The organism is Pseudomonas sp. OTU750018, from assembly GCF_011636575.1.
GTDB lineage: Bacteria > Pseudomonadota > Gammaproteobacteria > Pseudomonadales > Pseudomonadaceae > Aquipseudomonas > Aquipseudomonas peli.
Genome location: NZ_JAAPAU010000001.1, coordinates 1,777,309 through 1,801,941, shown reverse-complemented (window position 1 = coordinate 1,801,941; position 24,633 = coordinate 1,777,309). Strand labels below are relative to the sequence as shown.

The 24,633-nt window shown below is 61.4% G+C and carries 20 protein-coding genes; 7 read left to right on the top strand and 13 right to left on the bottom strand.

Annotated elements, in window-relative coordinates; genetic code table 11:
• Positions 1-5: 5 nt before the first annotated feature.
• The 12 genes from HCI85_RS08415 to HCI85_RS08360 form a co-directional block, all read right to left on the bottom strand.
• Positions 6-1,517: a sigma-54 interaction domain-containing protein gene (locus HCI85_RS08415; protein WP_167144328.1), complete on the bottom strand. Its 1,512-nt coding sequence runs from the start codon at positions 1,515-1,517 to the stop codon at positions 6-8.
• A gap of 10 nt (positions 1,518-1,527) precedes the next feature.
• The gene (tssH, locus tag HCI85_RS08410) at positions 1,528-4,131 is read right to left on the bottom strand and encodes a type VI secretion system ATPase TssH (RefSeq protein ID WP_167144030.1); all 2,604 of its coding nucleotides are present in this window, start codon (positions 4,129-4,131) and stop codon (positions 1,528-1,530) included.
• A gap of 11 nt (positions 4,132-4,142) precedes the next feature.
• Positions 4,143-5,150, bottom strand: a complete 1,008-nt coding sequence (tssG, locus tag HCI85_RS08405; protein WP_167144028.1) for a type VI secretion system baseplate subunit TssG — start codon at positions 5,148-5,150, stop codon at positions 4,143-4,145.
• Positions 5,114-6,904, bottom strand: coding sequence for a type VI secretion system baseplate subunit TssF (tssF, locus tag HCI85_RS08400; RefSeq protein WP_167144026.1), 1,791 nt, complete (start codon positions 6,902-6,904; stop codon positions 5,114-5,116). Before tssF ends, tssG begins: the two co-directional genes overlap by 37 nt.
• 30 nt (positions 6,905-6,934) lie before the next feature.
• On the bottom strand, positions 6,935-7,210 hold the full coding sequence (locus HCI85_RS08395; protein WP_167144023.1) for a PAAR domain-containing protein: 276 nt from the start codon (positions 7,208-7,210) through the stop codon (positions 6,935-6,937).
• 9 nt (positions 7,211-7,219) lie between these two features.
• A complete protein-coding gene (gene tssE, locus HCI85_RS08390) occupies positions 7,220-7,627 on the bottom strand; it encodes a type VI secretion system baseplate subunit TssE (protein WP_108489173.1) in 408 nt (135 codons plus the stop codon).
• A gap of 8 nt (positions 7,628-7,635) precedes the next feature.
• Positions 7,636-9,111, bottom strand: a complete 1,476-nt coding sequence (gene tssC, locus HCI85_RS08385) for a type VI secretion system contractile sheath large subunit (RefSeq protein WP_108489172.1) — start codon at positions 9,109-9,111, stop codon at positions 7,636-7,638.
• Positions 9,112-9,135: 24 nt separating this feature from the next.
• On the bottom strand, positions 9,136-9,642 hold the full coding sequence (tssB, locus tag HCI85_RS08380; protein WP_160086074.1) for a type VI secretion system contractile sheath small subunit: 507 nt from the start codon (positions 9,640-9,642) through the stop codon (positions 9,136-9,138).
• Positions 9,643-9,675: 33 nt separating this feature from the next.
• On the bottom strand, positions 9,676-11,238 hold the full coding sequence (gene tssA / locus HCI85_RS08375; RefSeq protein ID WP_167144021.1) for a type VI secretion system protein TssA: 1,563 nt from the start codon (positions 11,236-11,238) through the stop codon (positions 9,676-9,678).
• A gap of 468 nt (positions 11,239-11,706) precedes the next feature.
• Positions 11,707-12,612: a D-hexose-6-phosphate mutarotase gene (locus tag HCI85_RS08370; RefSeq protein ID WP_167144018.1), complete on the bottom strand. Its 906-nt coding sequence runs from the start codon at positions 12,610-12,612 to the stop codon at positions 11,707-11,709.
• A gap of 105 nt (positions 12,613-12,717) precedes the next feature.
• Positions 12,718-14,094: a TRAP transporter large permease gene (locus tag HCI85_RS08365; RefSeq protein WP_160086068.1), complete on the bottom strand. Its 1,377-nt coding sequence runs from the start codon at positions 14,092-14,094 to the stop codon at positions 12,718-12,720.
• Positions 14,087-14,632 carry a TRAP transporter small permease subunit gene (locus HCI85_RS08360; RefSeq protein ID WP_167144014.1) on the bottom strand — a complete coding sequence of 182 codons (546 nt, stop codon included), beginning with the start codon at positions 14,630-14,632 and terminating at the stop codon, positions 14,087-14,089. The genes HCI85_RS08365 and HCI85_RS08360 overlap by 8 nt, the downstream gene beginning before the upstream one ends.
• A gap of 196 nt (positions 14,633-14,828) precedes the next feature.
• On the opposite strand from HCI85_RS08360, the gene HCI85_RS08355 reads away from it, so the two are divergent.
• Entirely contained in the window at positions 14,829-15,929 is a 1,101-nt protein-coding gene (locus tag HCI85_RS08355; protein WP_090250792.1) for a TRAP transporter substrate-binding protein, read from the top strand.
• A gap of 59 nt (positions 15,930-15,988) precedes the next feature.
• Here the strand turns inward: HCI85_RS08355 and HCI85_RS08350 are convergent, their stop codons facing one another.
• The gene (locus HCI85_RS08350) at positions 15,989-16,390 is read right to left on the bottom strand and encodes an acyl-CoA thioesterase (RefSeq protein ID WP_090250791.1); all 402 of its coding nucleotides are present in this window, start codon (positions 16,388-16,390) and stop codon (positions 15,989-15,991) included.
• 312 nt (positions 16,391-16,702) lie between these two features.
• On the opposite strand from HCI85_RS08350, the gene HCI85_RS08345 reads away from it, so the two are divergent.
• The 6 genes from HCI85_RS08345 (at position 16,703) to HCI85_RS08320 (ending at position 24,549) form a co-directional block, all read left to right on the top strand.
• Positions 16,703-17,674 carry a PstS family phosphate ABC transporter substrate-binding protein gene (locus tag HCI85_RS08345; RefSeq protein WP_167144011.1) on the top strand — a complete coding sequence of 324 codons (972 nt, stop codon included), beginning with the start codon at positions 16,703-16,705 and terminating at the stop codon, positions 17,672-17,674.
• A 180-nt stretch (positions 17,675-17,854) separates the two neighbouring features.
• Entirely contained in the window at positions 17,855-20,140 is a 2,286-nt protein-coding gene (locus tag HCI85_RS08340) for an ABC transporter permease subunit (protein WP_160086062.1), read from the top strand.
• 15 nt (positions 20,141-20,155) lie between these two features.
• Positions 20,156-21,832 carry a phosphate ABC transporter permease PstA gene (gene pstA, locus HCI85_RS08335; protein WP_167144008.1) on the top strand — a complete coding sequence of 559 codons (1,677 nt, stop codon included), beginning with the start codon at positions 20,156-20,158 and terminating at the stop codon, positions 21,830-21,832.
• 63 nt (positions 21,833-21,895) lie between these two features.
• Positions 21,896-22,729: a phosphate ABC transporter ATP-binding protein PstB gene (pstB, locus tag HCI85_RS08330; protein ID WP_090250782.1), complete on the top strand. Its 834-nt coding sequence runs from the start codon at positions 21,896-21,898 to the stop codon at positions 22,727-22,729.
• A 53-nt stretch (positions 22,730-22,782) separates the two neighbouring features.
• Positions 22,783-23,514: a phosphate signaling complex protein PhoU gene (phoU, locus tag HCI85_RS08325; RefSeq protein WP_160086060.1), complete on the top strand. Its 732-nt coding sequence runs from the start codon at positions 22,783-22,785 to the stop codon at positions 23,512-23,514.
• A 132-nt stretch (positions 23,515-23,646) separates the two neighbouring features.
• Complete coding sequence (locus HCI85_RS08320; RefSeq protein ID WP_167144005.1) at positions 23,647-24,549, top strand: response regulator; 903 nt, start codon at positions 23,647-23,649, stop codon at positions 24,547-24,549.
• Positions 24,550-24,633: the final 84 nt, after the last annotated feature.

Sequence of the window (24,633 nt, the reverse complement as noted above, 5' to 3'; positions counted from 1 at the left end):
AAGCCTTACACGTCAGCCGGGCTGATATTCAGCCGCTGCATGCGGTACAGCAGGGTGCGGCGCGGCAGGCCGAGTTCGCAGGCGGCGCTGGTCTGGTTGCCACGGTTCTTGCGCAGGCAGTCGAGCAGCAGGCTGCGTTCGACGCGCTCCATGCGTTCGCGCAGGTTCATGCCGGGGTCATCATTGCTGCCGGCCTGGCGCAGGTCGAAATGTTCCGGCAGCAGCTCGCCGCCTTCGCACAGCAGCACGGCGCGTTCGACCAGACCTTTGAGCTCGCGCACATTGCCCGGGAAGGGGTAGCGGGCCAGGTGATCGAGGGTGCTGTCGGCCCAGCGGCAATGGTTGCGCTGCAGGAAGGTGCTGGCCTTGTCGGCGAAGTAGCGCGCCAGAGTCAGGATGTCCTGATCGCGTTCACGCAGGGCCGGCAGCTCGATGGGGAACTGCGCCAGGCGATAGAACAGGTCTTCGCGGAAACGGCCTTCTTCCACCAGGTTGCGCAGGTTGTGGTGAGTGGCGGCGACGATGCGCACATCGACCTTATGCGTGGCGGTGGAGCCCAGCGGGCGTACTTCGCCTTCCTGCAACACGCGCAGCAGCTTGGCTTGCAGGCTCAGCGGCATATCACCGATTTCATCGAGAAACAGGGTGCCGCCATTGGCCGCATCGAACAGACCCTGATGATCGCGGTCGGCGCCGCTGAAGGCGCCTTTGCGGTAGCCGAACAGTTCGCTTTCCAGCAGGTTTTCCGGCAGCGAGGCGCAGTTCTGCACGACAAAGGTCTTGCTGCGGCGGAAACCACAATCGTGGATGGCGCGGGCCACCAGTTCCTTGCCGGTGCCGGTTTCGCCGGCCAGCAAAACGCTGACCGGGTTGTGCAGCACTTTGCTGATCAGCTGGTAAACGCTGCGCATCGCCGGGCTGTCGCCAATCAGGCCATAGCCGCTGGCGCAGGGCATGCTGACCACGGCAACCGGCTGCTCGCTGCGCGGCGAACGCAGGCGCTGCAGCAGATGCAGTTGGGCGACAACAAAGCTACCCAGATGGCCGAGCGAGTCGGCAAAACCCTGCAGTTCACGCGAGCGCTGGCTGGCAATCAGCAGCAGGCCGGTGACGCCTTTCTGTTCATCCAGCAGCGGCTGGCACAGCAGACTGCGCCAGGGTTTTTGTGCCTCGGGGAGGAAGCCGGTCTGGTGCAGGCTGCTGTCCAGTTCATTGAGGCTCAGCGTCTGGTTCTGGCACAGGCAGTACTGCAGCAATTGTTCGCCGTCGTAGTCGCTGGACAGGCTGGCATCCGCGCGCGGCTGCAGCAGGCCGTCCTGCCATTCGGCAGACAGGGTCAGGCGTGTGTGGGTGTCGTCGAGCAGGTACAGCTGGCTCAGTTCGCTGCCCGACAGCTGCGCGGCGCTTTCCACCAGGCCGCCGAGCAGGGCGTCGCTATTGGCCGCGCGCGCCAGCGTGGCGAAGCGTTGCAACAGCGCTTCGGCATAGCGCAGTGGCTGCGGCACCTGGCTGAACATCAGCGACACGTTAAGCGAACTCACAGACCACCGTCCCTTCGCCGTCCAGGGTGGCGTGTACGCGTTGCAGGCTTTCGCCACTGGCCATGGCGTCGAGCAGGCGGTCGACCACCAGCGGTTGCAGGTGCTGGTCGATCAGGTGATCGATCAGGCGCGCGCCGCTGTCGCTGTGGCTGCAACGCTCGGCGAGATTTTCCAGCAGCGCCTGGCAATGGCTGAACTGCAGCTGACGGCGCTGCAGGCGCTCGCCGAAACGCGCGAGTTTGAGGCCGACCAGCTCGTTGAGTACCTCGCCATTGATCGGGTAGTACGGCACCACGCGCATACGGCCGAGCAGCGCCGGCTTGAAGTGCTGAGTCAGGGTTGGGCGAATCGCCTGTTCCAGGTCTTCTGCATCCGGACGCTGACCGCCCTGGCAGAGGCTGGCGATACGCTCGCTGGCGAGGTTGCTGGTCATCAGGATCAGGCAGTTGCGGAAGTTGATCTCGCGGCCTTCGCCGTCGTTGGCCACGCCTTTGTCGAAGATCTGATAGAAGACGTTCATCACGTCCGGGTCGGCTTTTTCCACTTCATCGAGCAGCACCACCGAGTAGGGCTTCTGCCGCACGGCTTCGGTGAGCATGCCGCCTTCGCCATAGCCGACGTAGCCGGGTGGCGCGCCGATCAGGCGGGAAACGGTGTGCTTCTCCTGAAATTCAGACATGTTGATGGTGGTGAGGAAGCGCTCACCGCCGTACAGCAGATCCGCCAGCGCCAACGCGGTTTCGGTCTTGCCGACGCCGCTGGGGCCGACCAGCAGAAACACGCCGACCGGCGCATCGGCGCGATTAAGGCCGGCAGCGGTGGCGCGCATCGAGCGGTCCAGGGCGGCGATGGCTTGCTCCTGACCGCGTACGCGCAGGCCGAGGTCGCTGGCGAAGGTCAGCACCTTGCTGTTGTGTTCGCGGGCCAGCTGGCTGAGCGGCACGCCGGTCCAGTGACTGATCACTTCAGCCACCAGGCGCGGGCAGACTTCGAAGCTGACCAGGCGCTCATTGACCTGGGCGCTGGCCAGCTCGGCTTGCACGGCGCGCAGTTCGCTTTCCAGTTGCTCCAGCTGCACGGCCTGGCCGTCGCTGTTCTCGGCTTCGGTCGGGTTCTGGCGCAGGCTGGCACATTGCTTGCGCAACTCCAGCAGGCGTTCGGCCAGTTCGCGCTGCACCGCCCAGCGGGTTTCGATCTGCTCCAGCTCAGCGCGGGCCAGGCTCAGGCGCGCTTCGAGCTGGTCGAGGATTTCACTGTCGATGTTCAGGCCGGCTTCCATATCGCGGCCCATGGCCTCGCTCTGCCGCTCACCTTCGGCGATCTCGCCGCGCAGGCGCTCCAGCGCTTCCGGGGCGGCAGCCAGGCTGATGCGTACCCGCGCGCAGGCGGTGTCGAGGACATCGACGGCTTTGTCCGGTAGCTGACGGCCAGCCAGGTAGCGCGCAGAGAGTTCGGCGGCAGCGACCACGGCGTCGTCACGCAGGTAAATGCCGTGGCTCTTTTCATACACTGGCGCCAGGCCACGGAGGATGGTCACGGCTTCATCGACCGTCGGTTCATGCAGTTGCACCAGCTGGAAGCGGCGGGCCAGGGCCGGGTCTTTCTCGAAGTACTTCTTATATTCGCTCCAGGTGGTGGCGGCGATGGTGCGCAGCTCACCACGCGCCAGGGCGGGTTTGAGAAGGTTGGCCGCGTCACCGCTACCGGCCTGGCCGCCGGCACCGATCAGGGTGTGGGCTTCGTCGATAAACAGGATGATCGGCTTGGGCGAACCTTTGACCTCATCGATCACGCCCTGCAGGCGGCGTTCGAATTCGCCTTTGACGCTGGCGCCGGCTTGCAGCAGGCCGAGGTCCAGGCACAGCAGTTCGACACCCTTGAGCGCCGCCGGCACTTCACCAGCGGCGATGCGCAGGGCCAGGCCTTCGACAATGGCGGTCTTGCCGACACCGGCTTCGCCGACCACGATCGGGTTGCTTTTGCGGCGGCGGGCGAGGATGTCGATCATCTGGCGAATTGCGCCGTCGCGGCACAGCACCGGGTCGAGCTTGCCGTCACGGGCCTGCTGGGTGAAGTTGTGGGTAAAGCGCGCGAGGTTCGATTCGCCACTATTTGCGGGTTTACCTGCAGCGGTTTGCGGCTGCTGGGCCAGGGCGAATTCGCGCAGGCGCTCGGCATTCAGCTTGGCCAGTAGTGGCTGATAGTGGCTGCCGGCGTAACGCATCGGGTTGCGCAGCAGTGAGAGGATCAGCGCGGCTTCATCAATCTGGCTCTGGCCGAGTTCCAGGCTGGCAACCAGCAGAGCGTCCTGCAGCCACTGCACCAGTTCGGTGGCAAATACCGGGTTGCGCGATTCGCTGTGTTCGCCACGCGGTTGCAGGGCGCGGGCCAGTTCACCGGCGTCCACTTCGGCATCCTGCAGTGCGCGAGGTAGCAAGCCTTCCGGGCGCTCAAGCAGGCCGAGCAACAGGTCTTCCACGAGAATTTTGCTGCCGCCGCGGATTACGCAGCGCTCGGCGGCGGTTTCCAGGTCCTGTTTGCTGGCAGCGTCGAGGGCTTGCACCAGTTGCTGTAAATCGACGTTGATCATTTCATCAATCCTTAATGAGCTTTGCTGCCGAGGGTGACCACGCCGTCGGCGTTGTCACGCCCCAGCCAAGTGGTCCAGCCCAGCAGGCAGGGGTTGTCCGCGCCGAGGCGCAATTCGCGTATTTCGTCTTGGCGCAGTTCCAGGCGGATGTCGTAATCCAGTGGGTCGCGCAGGGTGAAGCGCACCAGCGCGCAGAGCGGTTGGTAGCCGCTGCCGATGGGCAGAAATTCGTGGAAGCGATCCCAGTTCAGCTGGCGTACATGGATGCGGAACTTGCCGCCGCGGTCACGCACGAACTCGCCAAGCACCAGGCTTTCACCCAGTTGGCTGTTGGCCAGACCGAGGCGGTTGCGCTGCTCGCCGAGGATTTCCACCTGGCGCTCCAGGCATTGCTCGATATGCAGATCGGCGTGCTTGAAGTAGTAGCGCAGCACCGACTCGATCAGCGCTGCCGAGTGGGCGCGCAGGCTGAGCAGGCCGAGGTAGGGCAGCAGGCGTTTCCAGTTCAATTCTTGCGCCTGGCGAATGGTTTCACCGCCCAGGCCGATCAGGGCAAACAGGTGCGCGGAGAACGGGTCGACCGCACCGCTCTGGAAGCGTGTGTGGTAGCGGTATTTCTGCCAGGTCGGCAGCAGCAGACGCTGCAGACGGTTGTTGAACAGGTCGAGGAAATCCCGCGTTGGGTTGCCGTCTTCACTGTCGCCCAGCGCCTGTTCGCCGTAGAACGCTGGCAGCGGCGAGCCGGCGCCAAAAAGGCTGACCAGGTTGATGCGCATGCGCGCGCGCAGCTCGCCGTGCTCTTCGAAAAAATGCACGCGATCGATATCGCTACCGGGGAACCCCATGCTCGGGTTGGCCTGCAGTTCCAGTCGCTGGTACAGCGCTTCCTCATCCAGTTCAGGATGAGCGGCGTGCAAGCGTTCCAGCACCAGCTGCACACCCTGAAACAGGCTGTACTCGCGGATGCCCCGGCTAATCCGGTTTAGAGCAGGGGCTGTAGCCCCATGCGCGGCGTCCATTGGTACACCTCTCCCTGTGTGCTCTGTACGCGCAGCTCGTGATACGAGTTCAAGCTGGCATACAGGGCGAAAAATTCATTGAGTACGGTGGCGAAGAGGAACAGGTCACCCTCGCCCACATAACCCTCGGGGTTGATCGTCAATTGCGTGCGCACACCGCGTACCGGCAGGCCGCGATGCAGGCGGTCGACGTGCTGGTGGCTGATGCTTTTTAGGCCGTCGAGCAGGCGCTTGCTGACCTTCTCCGCGTGCTGGTCGTAGTAGCGCGGCAGGTCGTAGGTTTCCAGGATCACCTTGAGCGCGTCGACGTTGGCCAGCGACAGGTAGTTCAGCGACATATTGCTGATCAGCTTCCACAGAAAGTCGCGGTGCAGCGGCGGCGCATAGCTCGGCGTAACCGCGCTGATATTGCGGAAGGTAAGGAACTCCGGAGTGTCCTCGCAGGGCATGCAGATATCACCGAGGCCCAGCTGACGTGGCAGGTTCTGGTTGGTGCAGGTCAGCTCGATGGACAGCGTTTCGTGCTGATCGAGGTTGCGCAGGCCGAAACTCAGGTAGGTTTCCAGGCCGTCGCCAAGCAGCGAAGGTTGCTGGCGCACGCTGTAGTGCGGGCGCGCCAGGGGCACATCGAAGCTGGCGTCATGCTCGAAGGATTCGAACGGCACGTACTCTTCGTAACCCTTGCCGCCGGGCTTCCAGCCGGTGACGCGATCCACCGAGAACACCCCGCAGTGCTCGGAGTCGAGCTCCGAGGGCAGCAGCAGGTATTGGTCCTGCTTGCCGTCGAGGCGAATCGGGATGGCGTCATGGGCAAACAGGTTGACCACCGGCGTACAGTACAGGCGCACGTTATCCAGGGTCGGGCGGATGCGTTGCACGCCGGCTTTATGGATATCAAAACGCAGCTCGATGCCGCGCGCCTGCTTGAGCACGTCCTCGGGCACGCGCTTGAGTACATCCAGGCCGAGCAGGTCGACGAACAGGAACTTGTCCTGAAAGGCGAAGTATTCCTGCAGGTAGCGGTACCCGCGGAAGGTGTTCAGCGGGTAGGGGATCAGCGCCTGATCTTCGGCAAAACCCACGGGTTGCACATTGCTGGCGGGCAGCTGCAGCGGCAGCAATGGACGATCATCAGGCCCTTGCAGCGGCTTGCCAGCCGCATTCAGCAGCACCAGCTGCACGCCGCCGAGGTGGCGCAACAGGCTCAGGTACAGCAACTGGCTGATGTAGCGCTCACCGGAAAGGTGCAGACGCAACTGCTTGAGGTCGAGATCACCCAGATGGCCATCGGCACTCATCGCCAGACGCAGGCTGAGCAGCGCACCGTCACCCTTTACCGAGTAATCCAGACTATTCAGCGCCAGTGGCAGCACCTCGGTGGCAAAGGCGGTACGGAAGCGGCAGGTCACGCCCTGGATCGGCTTGGATTCCACCGGCGTATGCCGTGGCACCAGCAAGGCTCCTCCCGGACGCTTGAGCGGGTCGAACTGCAACATGCTGAACGCTGGCAACGGCCGCATATAGTTCGGCCACAGCAGGTGCATCAGCGAGTGAGTCAGCTCCGGCAGCTCGTCATCGAGCTTCTGCCGCAGGCGCCCGGTGAGAAAGGCGAAACCTTCCAGTAGCCGCTCGACATCCGGGTCGCGCCCGCTCTGCCCAAGAAACGGCGCCAACGCCGGGCTGCGCTCGGCAAACCGCTTGCCGAGTTGGCGCAGGGCGGTGAGTTCGCTCTGGTAGTAGTGGTTAAAAGACATTCAGCAGTTCGTCCTTGTGGCTGTGTCGGCTCAGCCGCCAATCAACACGGTGCCGGAACCGGCGATAACCGGATTGCCATGGCTACCCACGGTGCCGAGCACGGTGGCCGGTTTGCCGTTGATCAGCACGGTTGGGATTACCGCGCTGGCCAGGGTGCTGCCACAGCCAGTGGGGTCGCCCATGCGCGCGGCGGGCAGGCTGTCGAACAGCACGTCGGGGGAGCCGGCGACAATCGGATTGGTGCCGTGGCCGGGAATCGGGCAGGCAGTGGGGTCGCTGACGCGGGCGGCGGGTTTACCGGACATGGGCTCTCCTTAATTGACCTTGACCTGTCCGCTGCCGTCCAGGCGCGCGGAGAAACTGACTTGGCGTTTTAAGCCGTCCACTTCCAGCAGGCCTTCGATGGCAAAGGCCAGGCTCAGCGGGTTGTTGTCGCGTGGCAGGGAAATCACCCGCACGTCGCTTAAACGCGGTTCGTACGCTTCGATAAAGCGTTCGATGGCGATACGCGCCTGCTGCAGCGAATCGTGCAGCGACAGGCGCATATCGTTGAGATCGGGCAACCCGTAGTCGGGCAGCGTTTGCACGCTGCCCGCCCGGGTGCTGAGCATTTTCGCCAGGTGGGTAGCCACCGACGCCATGGCGGCAACCTCGCGGCTCCAGCCAGCACGCTGGCTGGCTTCACCGCCGAGGCGTTCGAATAGGCTTCCGTACCCGGCCATAAGGATGCTTATTCCTTGTCCAGCTTGCCGACGAGCGACAGGGTGAAATCGGCACCCATGTACTTGAAGTGCGGGCGTACGTTGAGGCTGACGCGGTACCAGCCCGGCTCACCATCAACATCACTGACGATCACCTGAGCGGCGCGCAGCGGACGACGGCTACGCACTTCGGAGCTCGGGTTTTCCTGGTCGGCAACGAACTGGCGAATCCACTTGTTGAGTTCCAGCTCCAGGTCGGTGCGCTCTTTCCACGCGCCGATCTGCTCGCGCTGCAGCACTTTCAGGTAGTGGGCCAGACGGTTGATGATGAACATGTACGGCAGCTGGGTGCCCAGCTTGTAGTTCAGTTCAGCGGTCTTGCCTTCTTCGCTGATGCCGAAGAACTTCGGCTTCTGCGCCGAGTTGGCGGAGAAGAATGCGGCGTTGTCGCTGCCTTTGCGCATGGTCAGGGCGATAAAGCCTTCTTCGGCCAGCTCGTATTCACGACGGTCGGAGACCAGTACTTCGGTCGGGATCTTGGTTTCGATCTCGCCCATGCTTTCGAAGTGGTGCAGCGGCAGGTCTTCTACCGCGCCGCCGCTCTGCGGGCCGATGATGTTCGGGCACCAGCGGAACTTGGCGAAGCTGTCGGTCAGCTTGGAGGCGAAGGTGTAGGCAGTGTTGCCCCACAGGTAATGCTCGTGGCTGTTGGCGACGTTCTCTTTGTAGACGAACGTCTTCACCGGGTTGTCTTCCGGATCGTACGGGTTGCGCAGCAGGAAGCGCGGTACGGTCAGACCGACGTAGCGAGCATCTTCCTGCTCGCGGAAGCTCTGCCATTTGGCGAATTGCGGGCCTTCGAAGTGATCTTTCAGATCCTTCAGGTCCGGCAGACCGGTAAAGCTTTCCAGACCGAAGAATTTCGGGCCGGCAGCCGCGATAAACGGCGCGTGGGACATGCTGGCGACGCTGGCAACGTATTGCAGGGTCTTGACGTCCGGCGCGCTCGGGTCGAAGAAGTAGTTGGCGATCAGCGCGCCGACCGGCTGGCCACCGAACTGGCCATATTCGGCGGTGTAGATGTGCTTGTACAGGCCGGACTGGGTGATTTCCGGGCTGTCTTCGAAGTCATCGAGCAGATCCTGCTTGGAGGCGTTGATGATCTCCAGCTTGATGTTTTCGCGGAAGTTGGTGCGATCCACCAGCAGCTTGAGGCCGCGCCAGGAGGATTCCAGCGCCTGGAATTCAGCGTTGTGGAGAATTTCGTCCATCTGCCGGCTGAGCTTGGCGTCGATCTCCGCGATCATGCGGTCGACCATGGCCTTTTTCACGGGCTCATTTTCGTTCTGCGGCTTCAGCAACTCTTCGATAAAGGCCGACACGCCACGCTTGGCGATGTCATAGGCTTCGTCGTCTGGAGTCAGTTTGGTCTCGGCAATGATGCGGTCGAGGATGCCGAGGTCGGCGGCGCTGCGACCGCTTTCTACTGCTGCACTAGTGCTCATGAATTAGCTTCCTTGTTAATTGAATCAGGAGTCCAGCTTGCCTTGGGCAGCCAGGCCGAGTTCGCCGAGTACGCGGTCACGCGAGTCGTCGTCAGCCAGCACGCTTTCGATGGCTTTGCGGAAGGCCGGGGCGTTGCCCAGTGGGCCTTTCAGAGCAACCAGGGCGTCGCGCAGTTCCATCAGTTTTTTCAACTCAGGGACCTGGTCGACCAGGTTGGCCGGGTTGAAGTCCTTCATCGAGTTGATGCGCAGCTGCACGGCCATGTCGTCGCCTTCAGCGTCGTCCTGCAGGCGATTAGGCACGGCGAAGGTCAGGTTGAGTTCCTGCTTGGCCAGCACTTCGTCGAAGCTGTTCTTGTCGATGCTGATCGGCTTGCGGTCTTCGATCTTGCGATCGTCGGCGCGCTGGGTGAAGTCACCCAGAACCATCAGTTTCAGTGGCAGTTCGATCTCTTCCTGAGCACCGCCGGTGGCGGGTTTGAAAGTGACGTTGATGCGTTCCTTGGGGGCTACCGAGCCTTCTTTGGCCATGGTCATTCTCCGTTACGGTTATGGCCCGAGGGCCTAGTCCAGTACCACTTCAAGATCGAGGTGGCACAACCTGCGGTAGATCTCTTCCTTGCTTTCACGTATTGCGTGGTTCTGCGGCAACAGCTCACAACAGCTGTGCAGCATACGCAGTACGTCCAGGGCGAGATCGGGTTCCCAGTCGCCGAGGCCGGTGGCCTGTAGCGTCTGGTCGAGCGATTCGAGTTGGGTCTTGGCCAGTTCGTATTTCTTTGCGCTGTAGCACAGGCGCGCCAGGGTCAACTGCCAGAAGAAGCGTTCGCGGCCGCCGCGCGCCTTGGCCAGGCCGAGCTTGAGTTGCTGCACCGCCGACTTGAGGCCGTCCTTGCGCAGCTTGGGCAGGGTTTCCTGCAGGGCGATATCCCAAGCCGGGAGGCTGTTGCCCTCGCTGGCTACGGGGGTGTTGTCGCTTACTTGGGCCTGCACGTGTGGCATCACATGGGAGCTGAGCCAGGCGCGGGTCTGCGCGTCGGCGAAGGCGCTGCCGTCGTGGAAGCGCAGTTCTTCCAGGCCGCTCATGCGCTGCATAAATAGCGCGAGCTGGATTTCCACTTCGCGCATCGCCTGCTCGGCATCTAGCTCATGTAGGCACTGCCAGACCAGATGCTGGCCGTCGAGCCAGAAGGGCGCGCGGGCGATGCTGGCTTCCAGGTCGACCAGCAGATCGGCGTATTGGCCGTTCTGGTAGCGTTCCTGATAGCTGGCCAGCTTGTCCGCCGGCAGGCCACGAAGGGCGGTGATCTGTTCGGCGTTGCGTTCCGGCAGGCTGTCGATGGGCAGCCAAAGTAGAGTGCGGGCCAGGCGTAGGGCGCGCAGGTCGCTGGCTTTCTGTTTCAACCAATAGGCGCAGAGTGGGCGGGCCTGGTCTTGCAGGCTGCGCAGGCTTTTGTGCGCTTCCTTTTCACTTTCCACCGGTGCGCCGGGGGTGAGCATCTGGCTGGCAGCCTGCTTGACCTGTGCAATCGCCGCACCGACCGAACCTGGCTCTGGCTGACCCTGGCTGGCGCGCTTGACCAGCTCATCCAGGCGCCGGCACAGCGGCAGCAGCAGTGGCGCATCTTCACCCAGGTGTTCGGCCAGACAGGCTTCCAGGGCGCGCAGTTGTTCGGCCAGGCTGCGGAATAGTGCCAGTTGTTCGCCAATCGGTACGTGCTCGGCCAGCGCCTGTTCCAGGCGCGGAATCAGCCAGCTGATGGCGGCGGCGCGGGTGCGGGATTTGCGTGGGTGCAGCTCGGTCCAGTGATTGATGCACAGGTAGTGCAGCAGGCTGAAACCGGCCTGCAGACCGGGGAAGGATTCGCGCTGGTAGAGGCCCCAGATCAGCCAGGCGGCGACGCGTAAATCCTTGGAGTGGGCGCTGAGCAAGATCTCGCTGTTTTCGCGGACCTTTTGCCAGTCAATCGCCGCCGTTTCGTGCAGCGCCGTGGCTTTTCCCAGCTCATTTTCGAGAACTTCGTATTCGCTGGAATAACGCACGTCATTACCGGCAAAGTTCCCTTCATTAATAGGGAGTTTGGCCAGCTCTAAATAATGAGCAGTGAGCTTGTTTGAATAGGTCATTCCATGACTCGATTATCGCTGCGGGTAACTTCATTAAAGCTGATTAAGCATTTGAAGACCGTCTTGCTGCGCCCGAAGTGCGCAAAAAGTTGCGCACTTAAATGTGCAACAAGTTGCGCACGTCCTAGTGAGGTGGGCATCCTAGCCCCATGGCTCGTGTCGAACAACCGTTGAAAGTGTGAAATATGTAACAGTGGGAGATATTCGGGGATTAATAGATGGGACGATAGTTCCTAAAAATTGTGAGTGTTTCGTCACAATAAGATGTGCCCGGGAAGTTGTGTAGGTATATGGCTCTATATATGTAAGTAATTGCTTACTGGCAAATTAGTGGCTCGTCACAGAAGTTGCCGAATTGCTGCAAGTTAGTGTGATGCAGTGCAGGTTTTGCCGGGTTGGTCTGTGACCGATGTGCTGCGGCCGAGCCCGAACGGGCTCGGCGAAGGGAGGGCGTAAACCGTTGGTCGGTTAATCGCTACAGGATTCAGCCCAGAGACTCAAACCGAGCTGATGTTGCTCGCCCGGCGCCAGTACGCGGATGTCGTCCAGTACGTTGGCGTGTTCGATACACAGCATGCCGGTCCATGCGTCGGCGGCGAATTGCGAGAGGCGTTGCGCCTTGTCGATCCAGGGGGTCCACAGTACGGCTGAGTTTGAGCCGCTGCTGTGCAGCTGGATGCGCCGCTGCCATGTGCGGTCAAGAATACTCAGCTGCGCTGGGGTGCCCTGGTAGATGCGGTCGGTCTCGCCGCTGAACTGCAGCAGGCCGTCCTGCTGGCGTTGCTGCCAGTCTTCCAGGGTTTCGATATAGCGGCAGCCGTGCATGCCTTCGACTGCGACGTTGCGGATATCGCTGACGGCAAAGTAGCTGTGCAGCGCCTGGCTGATGGCCAGCGGCGTGTCGCCCAGGTTGCGGCTGTTCAGCTGGATATGCAGGCGCTCATCCAGGCGAATGCTCAGGCGCAGTTCGGCGGCGTGGGGCCAGTCGGCCAGGGGCTGAGTGGCGCTGTTGTAGACGAACTCAAGTTGGACTCCGTCATCGCGGCTGTCGATGCCTTGCAGCTGCCAGTCGAGGTTACGCACCAGGCCGTGGGCGGGCGCAGCGGCAGGCTGCAGATGCATGGCCTGCACCGTCTGCGGGTTGCGTTGCAGGCCGCCGAACCAAGGCCAGCACACCGGCACACCGCCGCGCACACCCTGGCCGCGTTTGTAGGTGGCTTGCTCGCTGAGCCAGATCAGCGGCGGTTGGTCATCTTCCTGGTAGCTGAGAATTTGCGCTCCCTGCTGGCTGATCAGCAGCTCGCGGGAACCAACGCGTGCGCGCCAGCAGATCAGCTCATCCAGCTCAAGGCGTTCAACGTGGGATCTGGCCATTGGCGTACTCGTAGAAGGAAGAATAAAGAAGGCTATTGGAGCCCAGCTTATGCGCAGAAAGCAAAACGCCCGTCAGTGACGGGCGTTCTGTGGCTGGAGCCAGGCTTACTTGCCGTAGACCTGTTCCGGCAACCAGGTGATCAGCCCCGGGAACTGGTAGGCAATTACCAGCAGCAGGATCTGGATCAGGATAAACGGCAGCACACCCTTATAGATGGTGCTGGTAGGCACAGACGCCGGCGTGACCCCGCGCAGGTAGAACAACGCAAAGCCGAACGGCGGGGTGAGGAAGGATGTTTGCAGGTTCAGTGCGATCATCACGCCGAGCCACACTGGGTCCAGGCCCATGGCCAGCAATACCGGGCCGACAATCGGCACCACCACGAAGGTGATCTCGATAAAGTCGAGGATAAAGCCGAGCAGGAAGATCACCACCATTACCAGGAAGAACGCGCCGAGCACGCCGCCAGGCAACTGGGCAAAGATGTCCTCGATCATCGCCTCGCCGCCGAAGCCGCGGAACACCAGGGAGAACAGCGAGGCGCCGATCAGGATGAGGAACACCATGGCGCTGATTTCGGTGGTGCCGTAGGCCACTTCGCGCAGCTGGCCGAAGTTCAGCTTGCCCTTGTAAAAGGCCAGCAGCATGGCGCCGAGGGCGCCGAGGGCTGCGGCTTCGGTCGGGGTGGCGTAGCCGGCGAGGATCGAGCCGAGTACCGCACCGATCAACAGCAGCGGCGGTACCAGGGCATTGATCAGCTTGCCCCACTCGATCGGCCCCAGCTCTTCCTGCGGCAGAGCCGGCAGCTTCTTCGGTTGCAGGATCGCCACGCCGATGATGTAGAGGATGTACATGCCCACAAGCATCAAGCCGGGGATCAGCGCACCGACGAACAGGTCGCCAACCGAGACGGTCTTCGGCGAGAAGATGCCCATCTTCAGCTGCGCCTGTTGGTAGGCGCTGGACATCACATCACCCAGCAGCACCAGCACGATGGACGGCGGGATGATCTGCCCCAGGGTACCGGTGGCGGCCAGGGTGCCGGTGGCAATCGCCGGGTCATAACCGCGGCGCAGCATGGTTGGCAGGGCCAGCAGGCCCATGGTCACCACGGTGGCACCAACGATACCGGTAGATGCCGCCAGCAGCGCGCCGACCACGCACACGGAAATCGCCAGACCGCCGCGCAGGGTGCCGAACAGCCGGGACATGGATTCGAGCAGGTCTTCGGCGACCCTGGATTTCTCCAGCATCACCCCCATAAATACGAACAGCGGCACCGCCAGCATGGTCTGGTTGTTCATGATGCCGAACAGGCGGTTGGGCAGGGCGCTCAGGTAGCCGCCATCGAAGGTGCCGGTGAGGATGCCGATACCGGCAAACAGCAGCGACACACCGCCCAGGGTAAAGGCCACCGGGTAGCCGGCCATCAGGGCCGCGCAAATGCTGATAAACAGCAGAATCGCCATCAACTCAGCCATGGTTCACCTCCGCGCCTTGCAGGCGGCCGGTGAGGATATTGGCGAATTTGATCAAGTCGGAGATTCCTTGTAAGACCAGGCTGACCACCAGCACCAGGATGATGCTCTTCTGCAGGTAGACGAATTTCAGGCCGCCCGACTCGCTGGAGCCTTCCAGGGTCGACCAGGAATTACTGACGTAATCCCAGCTGGCCCAGCCGAGGAACAGGCACACCGGCAGCAGAAACAGCAAGGTGCCGAGGCTGTCGACCAGGGCTTTACGTTTGGCACTGAACTTCTGATAGAAGATGTCCACGCGCACATGGCCGTTGCGTTGCAACACCCAGGCAGCGGCGCCCATGAATACCAGTGCGTGGCTATACAGCACGGCTTCCTGCAGGGCGGTGGCGCCGATGCCGAAGCCGTAACGCAGGACCACCACGATGGCGGTGCCCAGCACCAGAAACAAGGTCAGCCAGGCGCAGGCCTTGCCGAAACGGGCGTTGAATGAATCGATCAGATGAGCAAGGCCGAGCAGCAGAGGAGGTTTATCGGACATTATGAGTCCTTATGGTTATGGGCTTTGTGGGCAGGCAGGCCGGCGATTCTAGGCAGGCCCGGGCACGTGCGGCAATGGCACTACAACTTTAGTCGTATCCGCTAGGCTTGAGAGTCACTTACCCCTATGTTACTCAGGCGCGGTGGGTCCGCAGCGATCCTGTGGTCAGACCACTACAACAATAAAGGAGCTTTGCATGAAACGTCGTCAAATTCTCGCAGCAGCAGGCGTAGGCCTTGCAGCCACGGCACTGGCCGGTTGCAAACAAGAGGCTGAAACCGCTGGTAAGCCCCAAGAAGGCGCGAGCAGCCAAACTTTCAACTGGAAAATGGTCACCTCCTGGCCGAAGAACTTCCCCGGCGTAGGTGTCGGCGCTGAGCGCTTCGCCAAGCTGGTTGAAGAAATGAGTAACGGCCGCTTGAAGGTCAAGGTCTATGCCGCTGGAGAGCTGGTGCCGGCGCTGGAAGTATTCGATGCAGTAAGCCGCGGCACCGCCGAAATGGGCCACGGTGCGCCTTATTACTGGAAAGGCAAAGTGCCGGCCGCACAGTTTTTCTGCGCCCTGCCATTTGGCCCCAATGCCCAGGAAATGAATGCCTGGCTGCACAAGGGCGGCGGTATGCAGCTGTGGGAAGAAACCTACAAGCCGTTCGGCGTACTGCCGATGGCCTGTGGCGCGACGGGCGTGCAAACCGCGGGTTGGTTCAACAAGGAAATCAACGGCGTCGCCGACTTCCAGGGCTTGAAGATGCGTACCCCAGGCCTGGGCGGCGAAGTGCTGACCAAGATGGGCGGTACTGTGGTCAACATGCCGGCCGGTGAGATCTTCACTGCGCTGCAAACTGGTGCTATCGATGCCACCGAGTGGATCGGCCCATACAACGACCAGGCCCTGGGCCTGCACAAAGCCGCCAAGTACTACTACACCCCGGGCTGGCAAGAGCCGAACGTCACCTTCGAGCTGGATATCAACATCAAGGCATGGGAAACCCTGCCGGCTGATCTGCAAGCTATCGTCCGCGCCGCTGCTCGCGAAGTGAATGGCGACATGCTCGACGATTACAACGCGAAGAACATGGAAGCCCTGGAGCAGCTCAAAGGCGAGGGCGTGGAAGTACGCCGTCTGCCAGATGAAGTGCTGGCCAAACTCAAGGAAGTGGCCGCCGAGGTGGTCGACGCCAGCGCCGCCGCCGATCCGGTAGCGAGCAAGGTGTGGGCGCAGCAGAAGGCTTATCTGCAGCGTTTGTACGACTACGCCGAGCTGAACGAGAAGGATATCTACAACATCCGCGGCTGATTCTTAGCGCACAGCAAAACGCCGGCTCATAGCCGGCGTTTTCGTTTCACCATCGGCAATCAGCGCCGCGCTGGCACCGGGCGCGTGCGGCCGCTGCCGTCGATGGCGACGAAGACGAAGACTGCCTCGGTAACCTTGCGCCATTCGCTGGACAGCGGATCGTCGCTCCACACTTCAACCAGCATCTGAATCGAGCTACGGCCCACTTCCACGGTTTGCGTGTAGAAGGACAGTTGCGCACCCACCGCCACCGGCACCAGAAAGGCCATGCGATCTATAGCCACGGTGGCTACTCGCCCGCCCGCAACCTTGCAGGCCATGGCCGTGCCGGCCAGGTCCATCTGCGATACCAGCCAGCCGCCGTAGATATCGCCAAAACCATTGGTTTCACGCGGCAGCGCGGTGATTTGCAAAGCCAGGTCGCCTTGCGGGATAGGGTCTTCCTGTTCGAAATCGTGCATCTATCTAGGCTCGCGGCGCGGTTGTTTTTATTGGCGCGGTGCGGGGCTTGGCGGTGGCGGCGAGTCAGGCTCTGCGGCTATCGCGGGTCGGCCCAGCAGGCCCGCGGGAGTGCGGGCGCAGCGAGTATAGCGACTCGGCAGTCGCAGGGCGACCATGGCACTTGGCCGCCTGGGTTTTGCACGTCAGCTCATCGACTGCGGCAAAATTTCAGCAGCGTTCATCTAACTGTCACATTGCATACATACAGTCGTCATGCGGCCTACAGATACTTGGCCCCGTTCAATCCAACACTAGTTTGCTAGGAGTAAGGCATGAAACTTAAGCGTTTGATGGCGGCCATGACTTTTGTCGCCGCTGGCGTGGCTACCGCCACTGCGGTTGCTGCTGTCGATCCGGCTCTGCCGAGCTACACCAAAACTTCCGGCGTATCGGGCAACCTGTCCAGCGTTGGTTCCGACTCCCTGGCCAACCTGATGACTCTGTGGGCTGAAGAGTTCAAAAAGGAATACCCGAACGTCAACATCCAGATCCAGGCCGCCGGCTCGAGCACTGCGCCGCCCGCTCTGACTGAAGGCACCGCCAGCATGGGCCCGATGAGCCGCCCAATGAAGGATGCCGAGATCCAGGCGTTCGAAGAGAAATACGGCTACAAGCCGACTGCCGTACCAGTGGCCATCGACGCCCTGGCGGTATTCGTGCACAAAGACAACCCAATCAAGAGCCTGGACATGGCTCAGGTTGACGCGATCTTCTCCAGCACCCGCCTGTGCGGTGGCGCTACCGATATCAAAACCTGGGGTGACCTGGGCATGACCGGCGAGTGGGCTGCCAAGCCGATCCAGCTGTTCGGTCGTAACTCGGTATCCGGCACTTACGGTTACTTCAAAGAAGAAGCCCTGTGCAAAGGTGACTACAAGGCTAACGTTAACGAGCAGCCAGGTTCGGCTTCCGTGGTGCAGTCGATCTCCAGCACCATCAACGCCATCGGTTACTCGGGCATCGGCTACAAGACTTCCAGCGTGAAGACTGTGCCTCTGTCGAAGAAAGGCGGCGAAGCTTTTGACGCCAACGAAGAAAACGCCCTGGCTGGCAAGTTCCCGCTGGCTCGCTTCTTCTACGTTTACGTCAACAAGGCGCCGAACAAGCCGCTGAGCCCGCTGGACGCCGAGTTCGTCAAGCTGGTGCTGTCCAAGCAAGGCCAGGAAGTTGTCGTGAAAGACGGCTACATCCCGCTGCCAAGCAAAGTGGCTGCGAAAACCATGAAGGAACTGGGCCTGGAGTAATCCTGGTACAGGCAAGGACGCCTAAGTAAGTCGCACGCCCACCTTCGTTTACGACAGGTGGGCGTTGCTTTGTCAAAGCGCTGTAACTTTTCTGTCACATAGAGTGGCTAGAGTTAACGCCTCGTATAGCGACAGAACTCATTATGGCGCGCTCATGGCTGCGCAGAGACGCTCTTACCTATGAATGACTTGGCTAGTGAAACCATGACCGCCACCTCCAAATCCCTCGGGCTGGACTTCAACACCCCGGCCCTGCAGCGCAAGCGGCGTATCCGCGCGCTGAAAGATCGTTTCGCCCGCTGGGCAGTATCCATCGGTGGTATGGCCGTACTCGGTGCCATCACCCTGATCTTCTTCTATCTGGCCTACGTGGTGCTGCCGATGTTCCAGGGCGCAAGCCTGGAAACTCGCAAGCCGGTGCAGGTTGCCTGGTTGAATGAAGCAGCCGCGCCACTGCTGCTGACTCTTGAAGAACAGAACCAGATGGCAATGCGCCTGGACCAGAGCGGCAAGGTACAGTTCTTCGATGCGAAGAAGATGCAGCCGCTGAACAGCGTGCAACTGCCTATCCCGGCGGATGCGCGGATTGTTTCGGTCGGCCAGGACCAGCCAGGTAGCAACCGCGTTGCCCTGGGCCTATCCAACGGCCAGGTGCTGGTTTTCCAGCATGTCTACAAGCTCAGCTATCCGAATGATGTGCAAACCATTACGCCGAGCATCGAGTACCCGTTCGGCGAAGCGCCGATTGAGCTCGACCCTCAGGGCCGCGAGCTGGATCACATGGGCGTCAGCCTGAACAGCGGCACGCTAATGTTGGCCGGCTCCACCGGTACCGAGCTGCACGTGCTGAGCCTGGGCCGCGAAGAGAACATGATGACCGGCGAGGTGACCCTCAGTGAAGAGCGTGTCGCCCTGCCGCAGATTGCCGAGCCGATCAAGGCACTGATCATCGACCCGCGCCACTTGTGGCTGTATGTGGTCAATGGCCGCGCCACGGCCGATGTCTTCGATATGCGCAGCAACAGCCTGAACGGTCGTTACAAGCTGTTGGAGGACGGCAAGCTGGAAGTCAGCAACGCCACCTCGCTGCTCGGTGGTATCTCGCTGATGATCGGTGACACCAGCGGCGGCATCGCCCAGTGGTTTATGGTGCGCGAAGCAGACGGCAAGGCCGTGCTGAAGTCGATTCGCAGCTTCCAGCTGGCCGATAGCCCGATCATCCAGATTCTCCCGGAAGAGCGCCGCAAGGGCTTCTTCGCCCTGGACGCCAAAGGCAACCTGGGTATCTTCCACAGCACCGCGCACCGCACCCTGCTGGTTGAGCCTGTTGCGGATGGTAAGGCCCTGGCTGCTCTGTCGCCGCGCGCCAACCGCGTGTTGGTGGAGAGCGATGGCCAGTTGCAGCGTTTGATCATCGACAACCCGCACCCGGAAATCTCCTGGAGCTCGCTGTGGGGCAAAGTCTGGTACGAGAACTATGACGCGCCCGGCCACGTCTGGCAGTCGACGTCCGCCAGCACTGACAACGAACCCAAGCTGAGCCTCGCGCCGCTGGCCTTCGGTACGCTGAAAGCCGCGTTCTACGCCATGCTCCTGGCGGCTCCGCTGGCCATCGCGGCTGCGCTGTACACGGCCTACTTCATGGCCCCGGCGCTGCGTCGCAAGGTCAAGCCGGTGATCGAGCTGATGGAAGCGCTGCCAACGGTGATTCTCGGCTTCTTTGCCGGCCTGTTCCTCGCACCTTATGTGGAAGGCCATCTGCCGGGCATCTTCAGCCTGCTGATCTTTACCCCGATCGGCATTCTGCTGGCCGGTTACCTGTGGAGCCGTCTGCCGGAGTCGATCCGCCTGAGCGTGCCGGATGGCTGGGAGTCGGCGATGCTGATCCCGGTAATCCTGCTGGTGGGCTATGTGTCGCTGGCCATGAGCGGTCACGTGGAGAACTGGCTGTTCGACGGCAATATGCGTATGTGGTTGAGCAATGACCTGGGCATTCCGTTCGACCAGCGTAACGCTCTGGTCGTCGGCCTGGCGATGGGCTTTGCGGTGATCCCGACCATCTACTCGATTGCCGAAGACGCTGTGTTCAGCGTGCCGAAGAGCCTGACGTTCGGCTCCCTGGCCCTCGGTGCCACGCCGTGGCAGACCCTGACGCGCGTGGTGATTCTCACCGCCAGCCCAGGCATCTTCTCGGCGGTGATGATCGGCATGGGTCGCGCCGTTGGTGAAACCATGATCGTGCTGATGGCCACCGGCAACACCGCGATCATGGACATGAACATCTTCGAAGGCTTGCGCACCCTGGCCGCCAACGTGGCGGTAGAAATGCCCGAGTCGGAAGTCGGTGGTACTCACTACCGCGTGCTGTTCCTCTCGGCATTGGTGCTGCTGGCTTTCACTTTTGTCATGAACACCCTGGCGGAGCTGGTGCGCCAGCGTCTGCGCGTCAAGTACGCCTCGCTCTAAGGCTTGGGAAGGTATATGTCCGTGAAACAGAACAACCTGAAAACCTGGTTCAAGAGCGGTACGCCGTGGATCTGGATGAACGCCGGTGCAGTGTCGATCGCCGTGATCATGACCCTGGGTCTGATGATGGTGATCGCCGTGCGCGGCCTCGGCCACTTCTGGCCGGCCGATATCGTTGAAGCCGACTACCAGATCCCTGGTCAGGAAGCCCGGGTGATGGCCGGCGAGATCACCCAGATCGAAGAAGTGCCACGTGCCCGTCTGGCTGCTTCCGGTTTGCCGGTGGAGGCTGAAGGCGGCGAATTCATGACCCGCGAGCTGTTCAAGGTGGGTAACCGCGATGTGTATGGCGCGGACTTCACCTGGGTGGTCGGCGAATGGCTGAGCAACCTGCGTACTCCGGAAAACCTCACGGCGCTGGAGCGCCGCGAGTGGGGCAACTTCTACGGCTACCTGGTCAACGTCAAGGAAGCCGGCGTGTTGGTCGCCGAGGGTGATGCCAGCTGGCCGGCGCTGCAGGAGCGTATTGAGCGTGTCGAGCAGTTGCACACACAGCTGGTGCGCCTGGAGAAGAAGGACATCGGGCGGATCAACGCCGGCTTGGAGCGCATCCGTCTGCAAACCCGCAAGCTGGAGCTGCAGGGCAAACTGGACGATGTTGCCCAGGCTGAACTGGACGCCGAGCGCGCGCAGTGGGATGCCGAGTACAAGGTGCTGGAAACCGAGCTGATCGCCCTTAATCAGGCGTTCAATCGCGACAGCGTCACGCTGAAAACCGTTGATGGCCGCGAAGTGACCATCAGCATGGGCAAGGTGGTGCGCGCGTTCCAGCCGAATGCCATGGGCCTGGGTGAAAAGCTTGGCTTCTACTTTGCCAAGCTGTGGGAATTCGTCAGCGACGACCCGCGTGAAGCCAACACTGAAGGTGGCATCTTCCCGGCGATTTTCGGCACCGTGATGATGACCCTGATCATGGCTGTGATCGTGACGCCGTTTGGCGTGGTGGCGGCTATCTACCTACGTGAGTATGCCAAGCAGGGCCCGCTGACCCGGGTGATCCGTATCGCGGTAAACAACCTGGCGGGCGTGCCGGCCATCGTTTACGGGGTGTTCGGCCTGGGCTTCTTCGTCTATGTACTGGGTGGCTCGCTGGACCGTATGTTCTTCCCCGAAGCCGCGCCGGCGCCGACCTTTGGTACGCCGGGTCTGCTGTGGGCTTCGCTGACCCTGGCGATCCTCACCCTGCCGGTGGTGATTGTGGCCACCGAAGAAGGTCTGGCACGGATTCCGCGTGCCGTGCGTGAAGGCTCCCTGGCCCTTGGCGCAACCAAGGTGGAAACCCTCTGGCGCGTGGTGCTGCCAATGGCCAGCCCGGCCATGATGACCGGCCTGATTCTCGCTGTGGCCCGCGCCGCCGGTGAAGTGGCGCCGCTTATGCTGGTGGGCGTGGTCAAGCTGGCCCCGAGCCTGCCGGTGGATGGCAACTACCCGTACCTGCACCTTGATCAGAAGATCATGCACCTGGGCTTCCACATCTACGACGTCGGCTTCCAGAGCCCCAACGTTGAGGCCGCGCGGCCGCTGGTTTATGCCACTGCGCTGTTGCTGGTGTTGGTCATTGTGGTGCTGAACATGGCGGCGGTTTATATCCGTAACCACCTGCGTGAGAAGTACAAGGCGCTGGATCACTAATCATTGCGCCACGGCCCACTGGCCGTGGCGGCTTAACGAATTTGTTAGCGTAGGGAGCATCCCATGCAGCACGAAGCACACACCCACGGTATCGACATGGCGGCCCTCGGCCGCGACCGCCAGGGCTTGAACATGGCCAACGAACGTGTGGCCATCGACGTACCGGGTTTGAACCTTTACTACGGCGAGAAGCAGGCGCTGTTCGACGTCAAGATGACTATCCCCAATCAGCGTGTGACGGCGTTTATCGGCCCGTCTGGTTGCGGTAAATCGACCCTGCTACGCACTTTCAACCGCATGAATGATTTGGTTGACGGCTGCCGCGTAGAAGGCGAAATCAACCTCGACGGTAAGAACATCTACCGCAAAGGCGAAGACGTGGCTGAGCTGCGTCGCCGCGTCGGCATGGTGTTCCAGAAGCCCAACCCGTTCCCCAAGAGCATCTACGAGAACGTGGTCTACGGCCTGCGCATCCAGGGTATTAACCAGAAGCGCGTGCTCGATGAAGCCGTGGAGTGGGCACTGAAAAGCGCAGCACTGTGGGATGAGGTCAAAGACCGTCTGCACGAGTCGGCTCTCGGCCTGTCCGGTGGTCAGCAGCAGCGTCTGGTGATCGCCCGCACCGTGGCGGTGCAGCCGGAAGTGCTGCTGCTCGACGAACCCTGCTCGGCCCTCGACCCGATCTCCACGCTGAAAGTCGAAGAGCTGATCTACGAACTGAAATCCAAGTACACCATCGTCATCGTTACCCACAACATGCAGCAGGCTGCGCGGGTATCGGACTACACGGCGTTTATGTACATGGGCAAACTGATCGAGTTCGGTGATACCGATACACTGTTCACCAATCCGGACAAGAAGCAGACAGAGGACTACATCACCGGTCGTTACGGCTGATGGCAAGCCCATCCTAAGCAGAGACGCTATTCGGTTAATTCAAGGGTTTGCACATGATCAACAAAGAAAACCTTACCCAGCACATCTCCCAGCAGTTCAACGTCGAGCTGGAGGAGGTGCGCAGCCACCTGCTTGCGATGGGCGGCCTGGTCGAGAAGCAGGTTAACGACGCCGTTACCGCACTGATTGACGCCGACTCCGGTCTGGCCCAGCAGGTGCGCGAGATCGATGACCAGATCAACCAGATGGAACGCAATATCGACGAAGAATGCGTGCGCATTCTGGCGCGTCGTCAGCCAGCCGCGTCCGACCTGCGCCTGATCATCAGCATCTCCAAATCGGTGATCGATCTCGAGCGTATCGGCGACGAAGCCACCAAAATCGCCAAGCGGGCGATCCTGTTGTGCGAAGAGGGTGAAGCGCCGCGTGGCTACGTGGAAGTGCGTCATATCGGCGACCAAGTGCGCAAGATGGTGCAGGAGTCGTTGGATGCCTTTGCCCGCTTCGACGCTGACCTGGCGTTGTCTGTGGCCCAGTACGACAAGACCGTCGACCGCGAATACAAGACCGCTCTGCGTGAGCTGGTCACCTATATGATGGAAGATCCGCGTTCGATCGCACGCGTGCTCAACATCATCTGGGCGCTGCGCTCGCTGGAGCGCATCGGTGACCACGCCCGCAACATCGCCGAACTGGTTATCTACCTGGTGCGCGGCACCGACGTGAAGCACCTCGGCCTGACCCGCATGCAGGAAGAAGTGCAGGGCACCAAGAAGGACAGCTGAGTCGGCTGTTGCGGGCAGTGAACGCATTGCCCGATGGCCAAGATGCACCTGATCGCGACATTGGGTGCATTTCGGTTGGCCTTTGGCCAGTAGCCGTGACTATGCTTATGGTCATCAGAACAGGAGTGGCCGATGAGCAAAGTCAGCGTGCTGGTAGTGGACGACGCAACCTTTATCCGTGATTTGGTGAAAAAGGGTTTGCGCGACCACTTTCCAGGTATCCAGATCGAGGAAGCCGTGAATGGGCGCAAAGCCCTGCAGATGCTGACGCGTCAGCCGGTTGACTTGATTCTGTGCGACTGGGAAATGCCGGAAATGTCCGGCCTGGAGCTGCTCACCTGGTGCCGCGAGCAAGATGCTCTGAAGATCGTCCCGTTTATCATGGTCACCAGTCGCGGTGACAAAGAGAACGTGGTGCAGGCGATTCAAGCGGGCGTTTCCGATTTTATCGGCAAGCCCTTTTCCAACGAGCAGCTGATCACCAAGGTGAAAAAGGCCCTGAGTCGGGCCGGCAAGCTGCAGGCATTGGTGTCCAGTACCCCACCGAAAATGCTCAGCAGCGGTGCCTTCGCCAACGATTCGTTGTCCGCACTGACTGGCGGTAAAGCCGATACCGTCAAACCCTCCGCCGTGCAAGCCGCTGCTGCCTTTGCCAGCAAACCCGCCGCCAAGGCACCTGCTACCAGCGCACCCAGCGGGCGCGGGCAGGGCCAACTGCGGTTACCCGGCGGCGCCACCATGTCCTGCGTGATCAAGGCCCTGAGCCTCAAGGAAGCACTGTTGGTGGTTAAACGCACCGAGGAGCTGCCGCAGGTGCTCGACAGTGCGGTGCTAGATCTGGAGCAGGGCGACGCGGCGGAAACCGCTCGGCTCAACGGCTACTTGCATGCCGTGGCGGCCTTCGAGCCGAAGCCAGACAGCGAGTGGCTGCAACTGACCTTCAGATTCGTCGACCGCGACCCGCAGAAGCTTGACTACATCTCCCGGCTGATCGCCCGGGGAACTGCGCAGAAGCATTTCAGCCCCGGCGCCTGAGCACAGGCCACGCCGCCGTTGCATGCGAGATGGCTCACAACCCTGGCGCGCCGGTTCGCGTCGCATGGGTTCGGCTGCTAATCT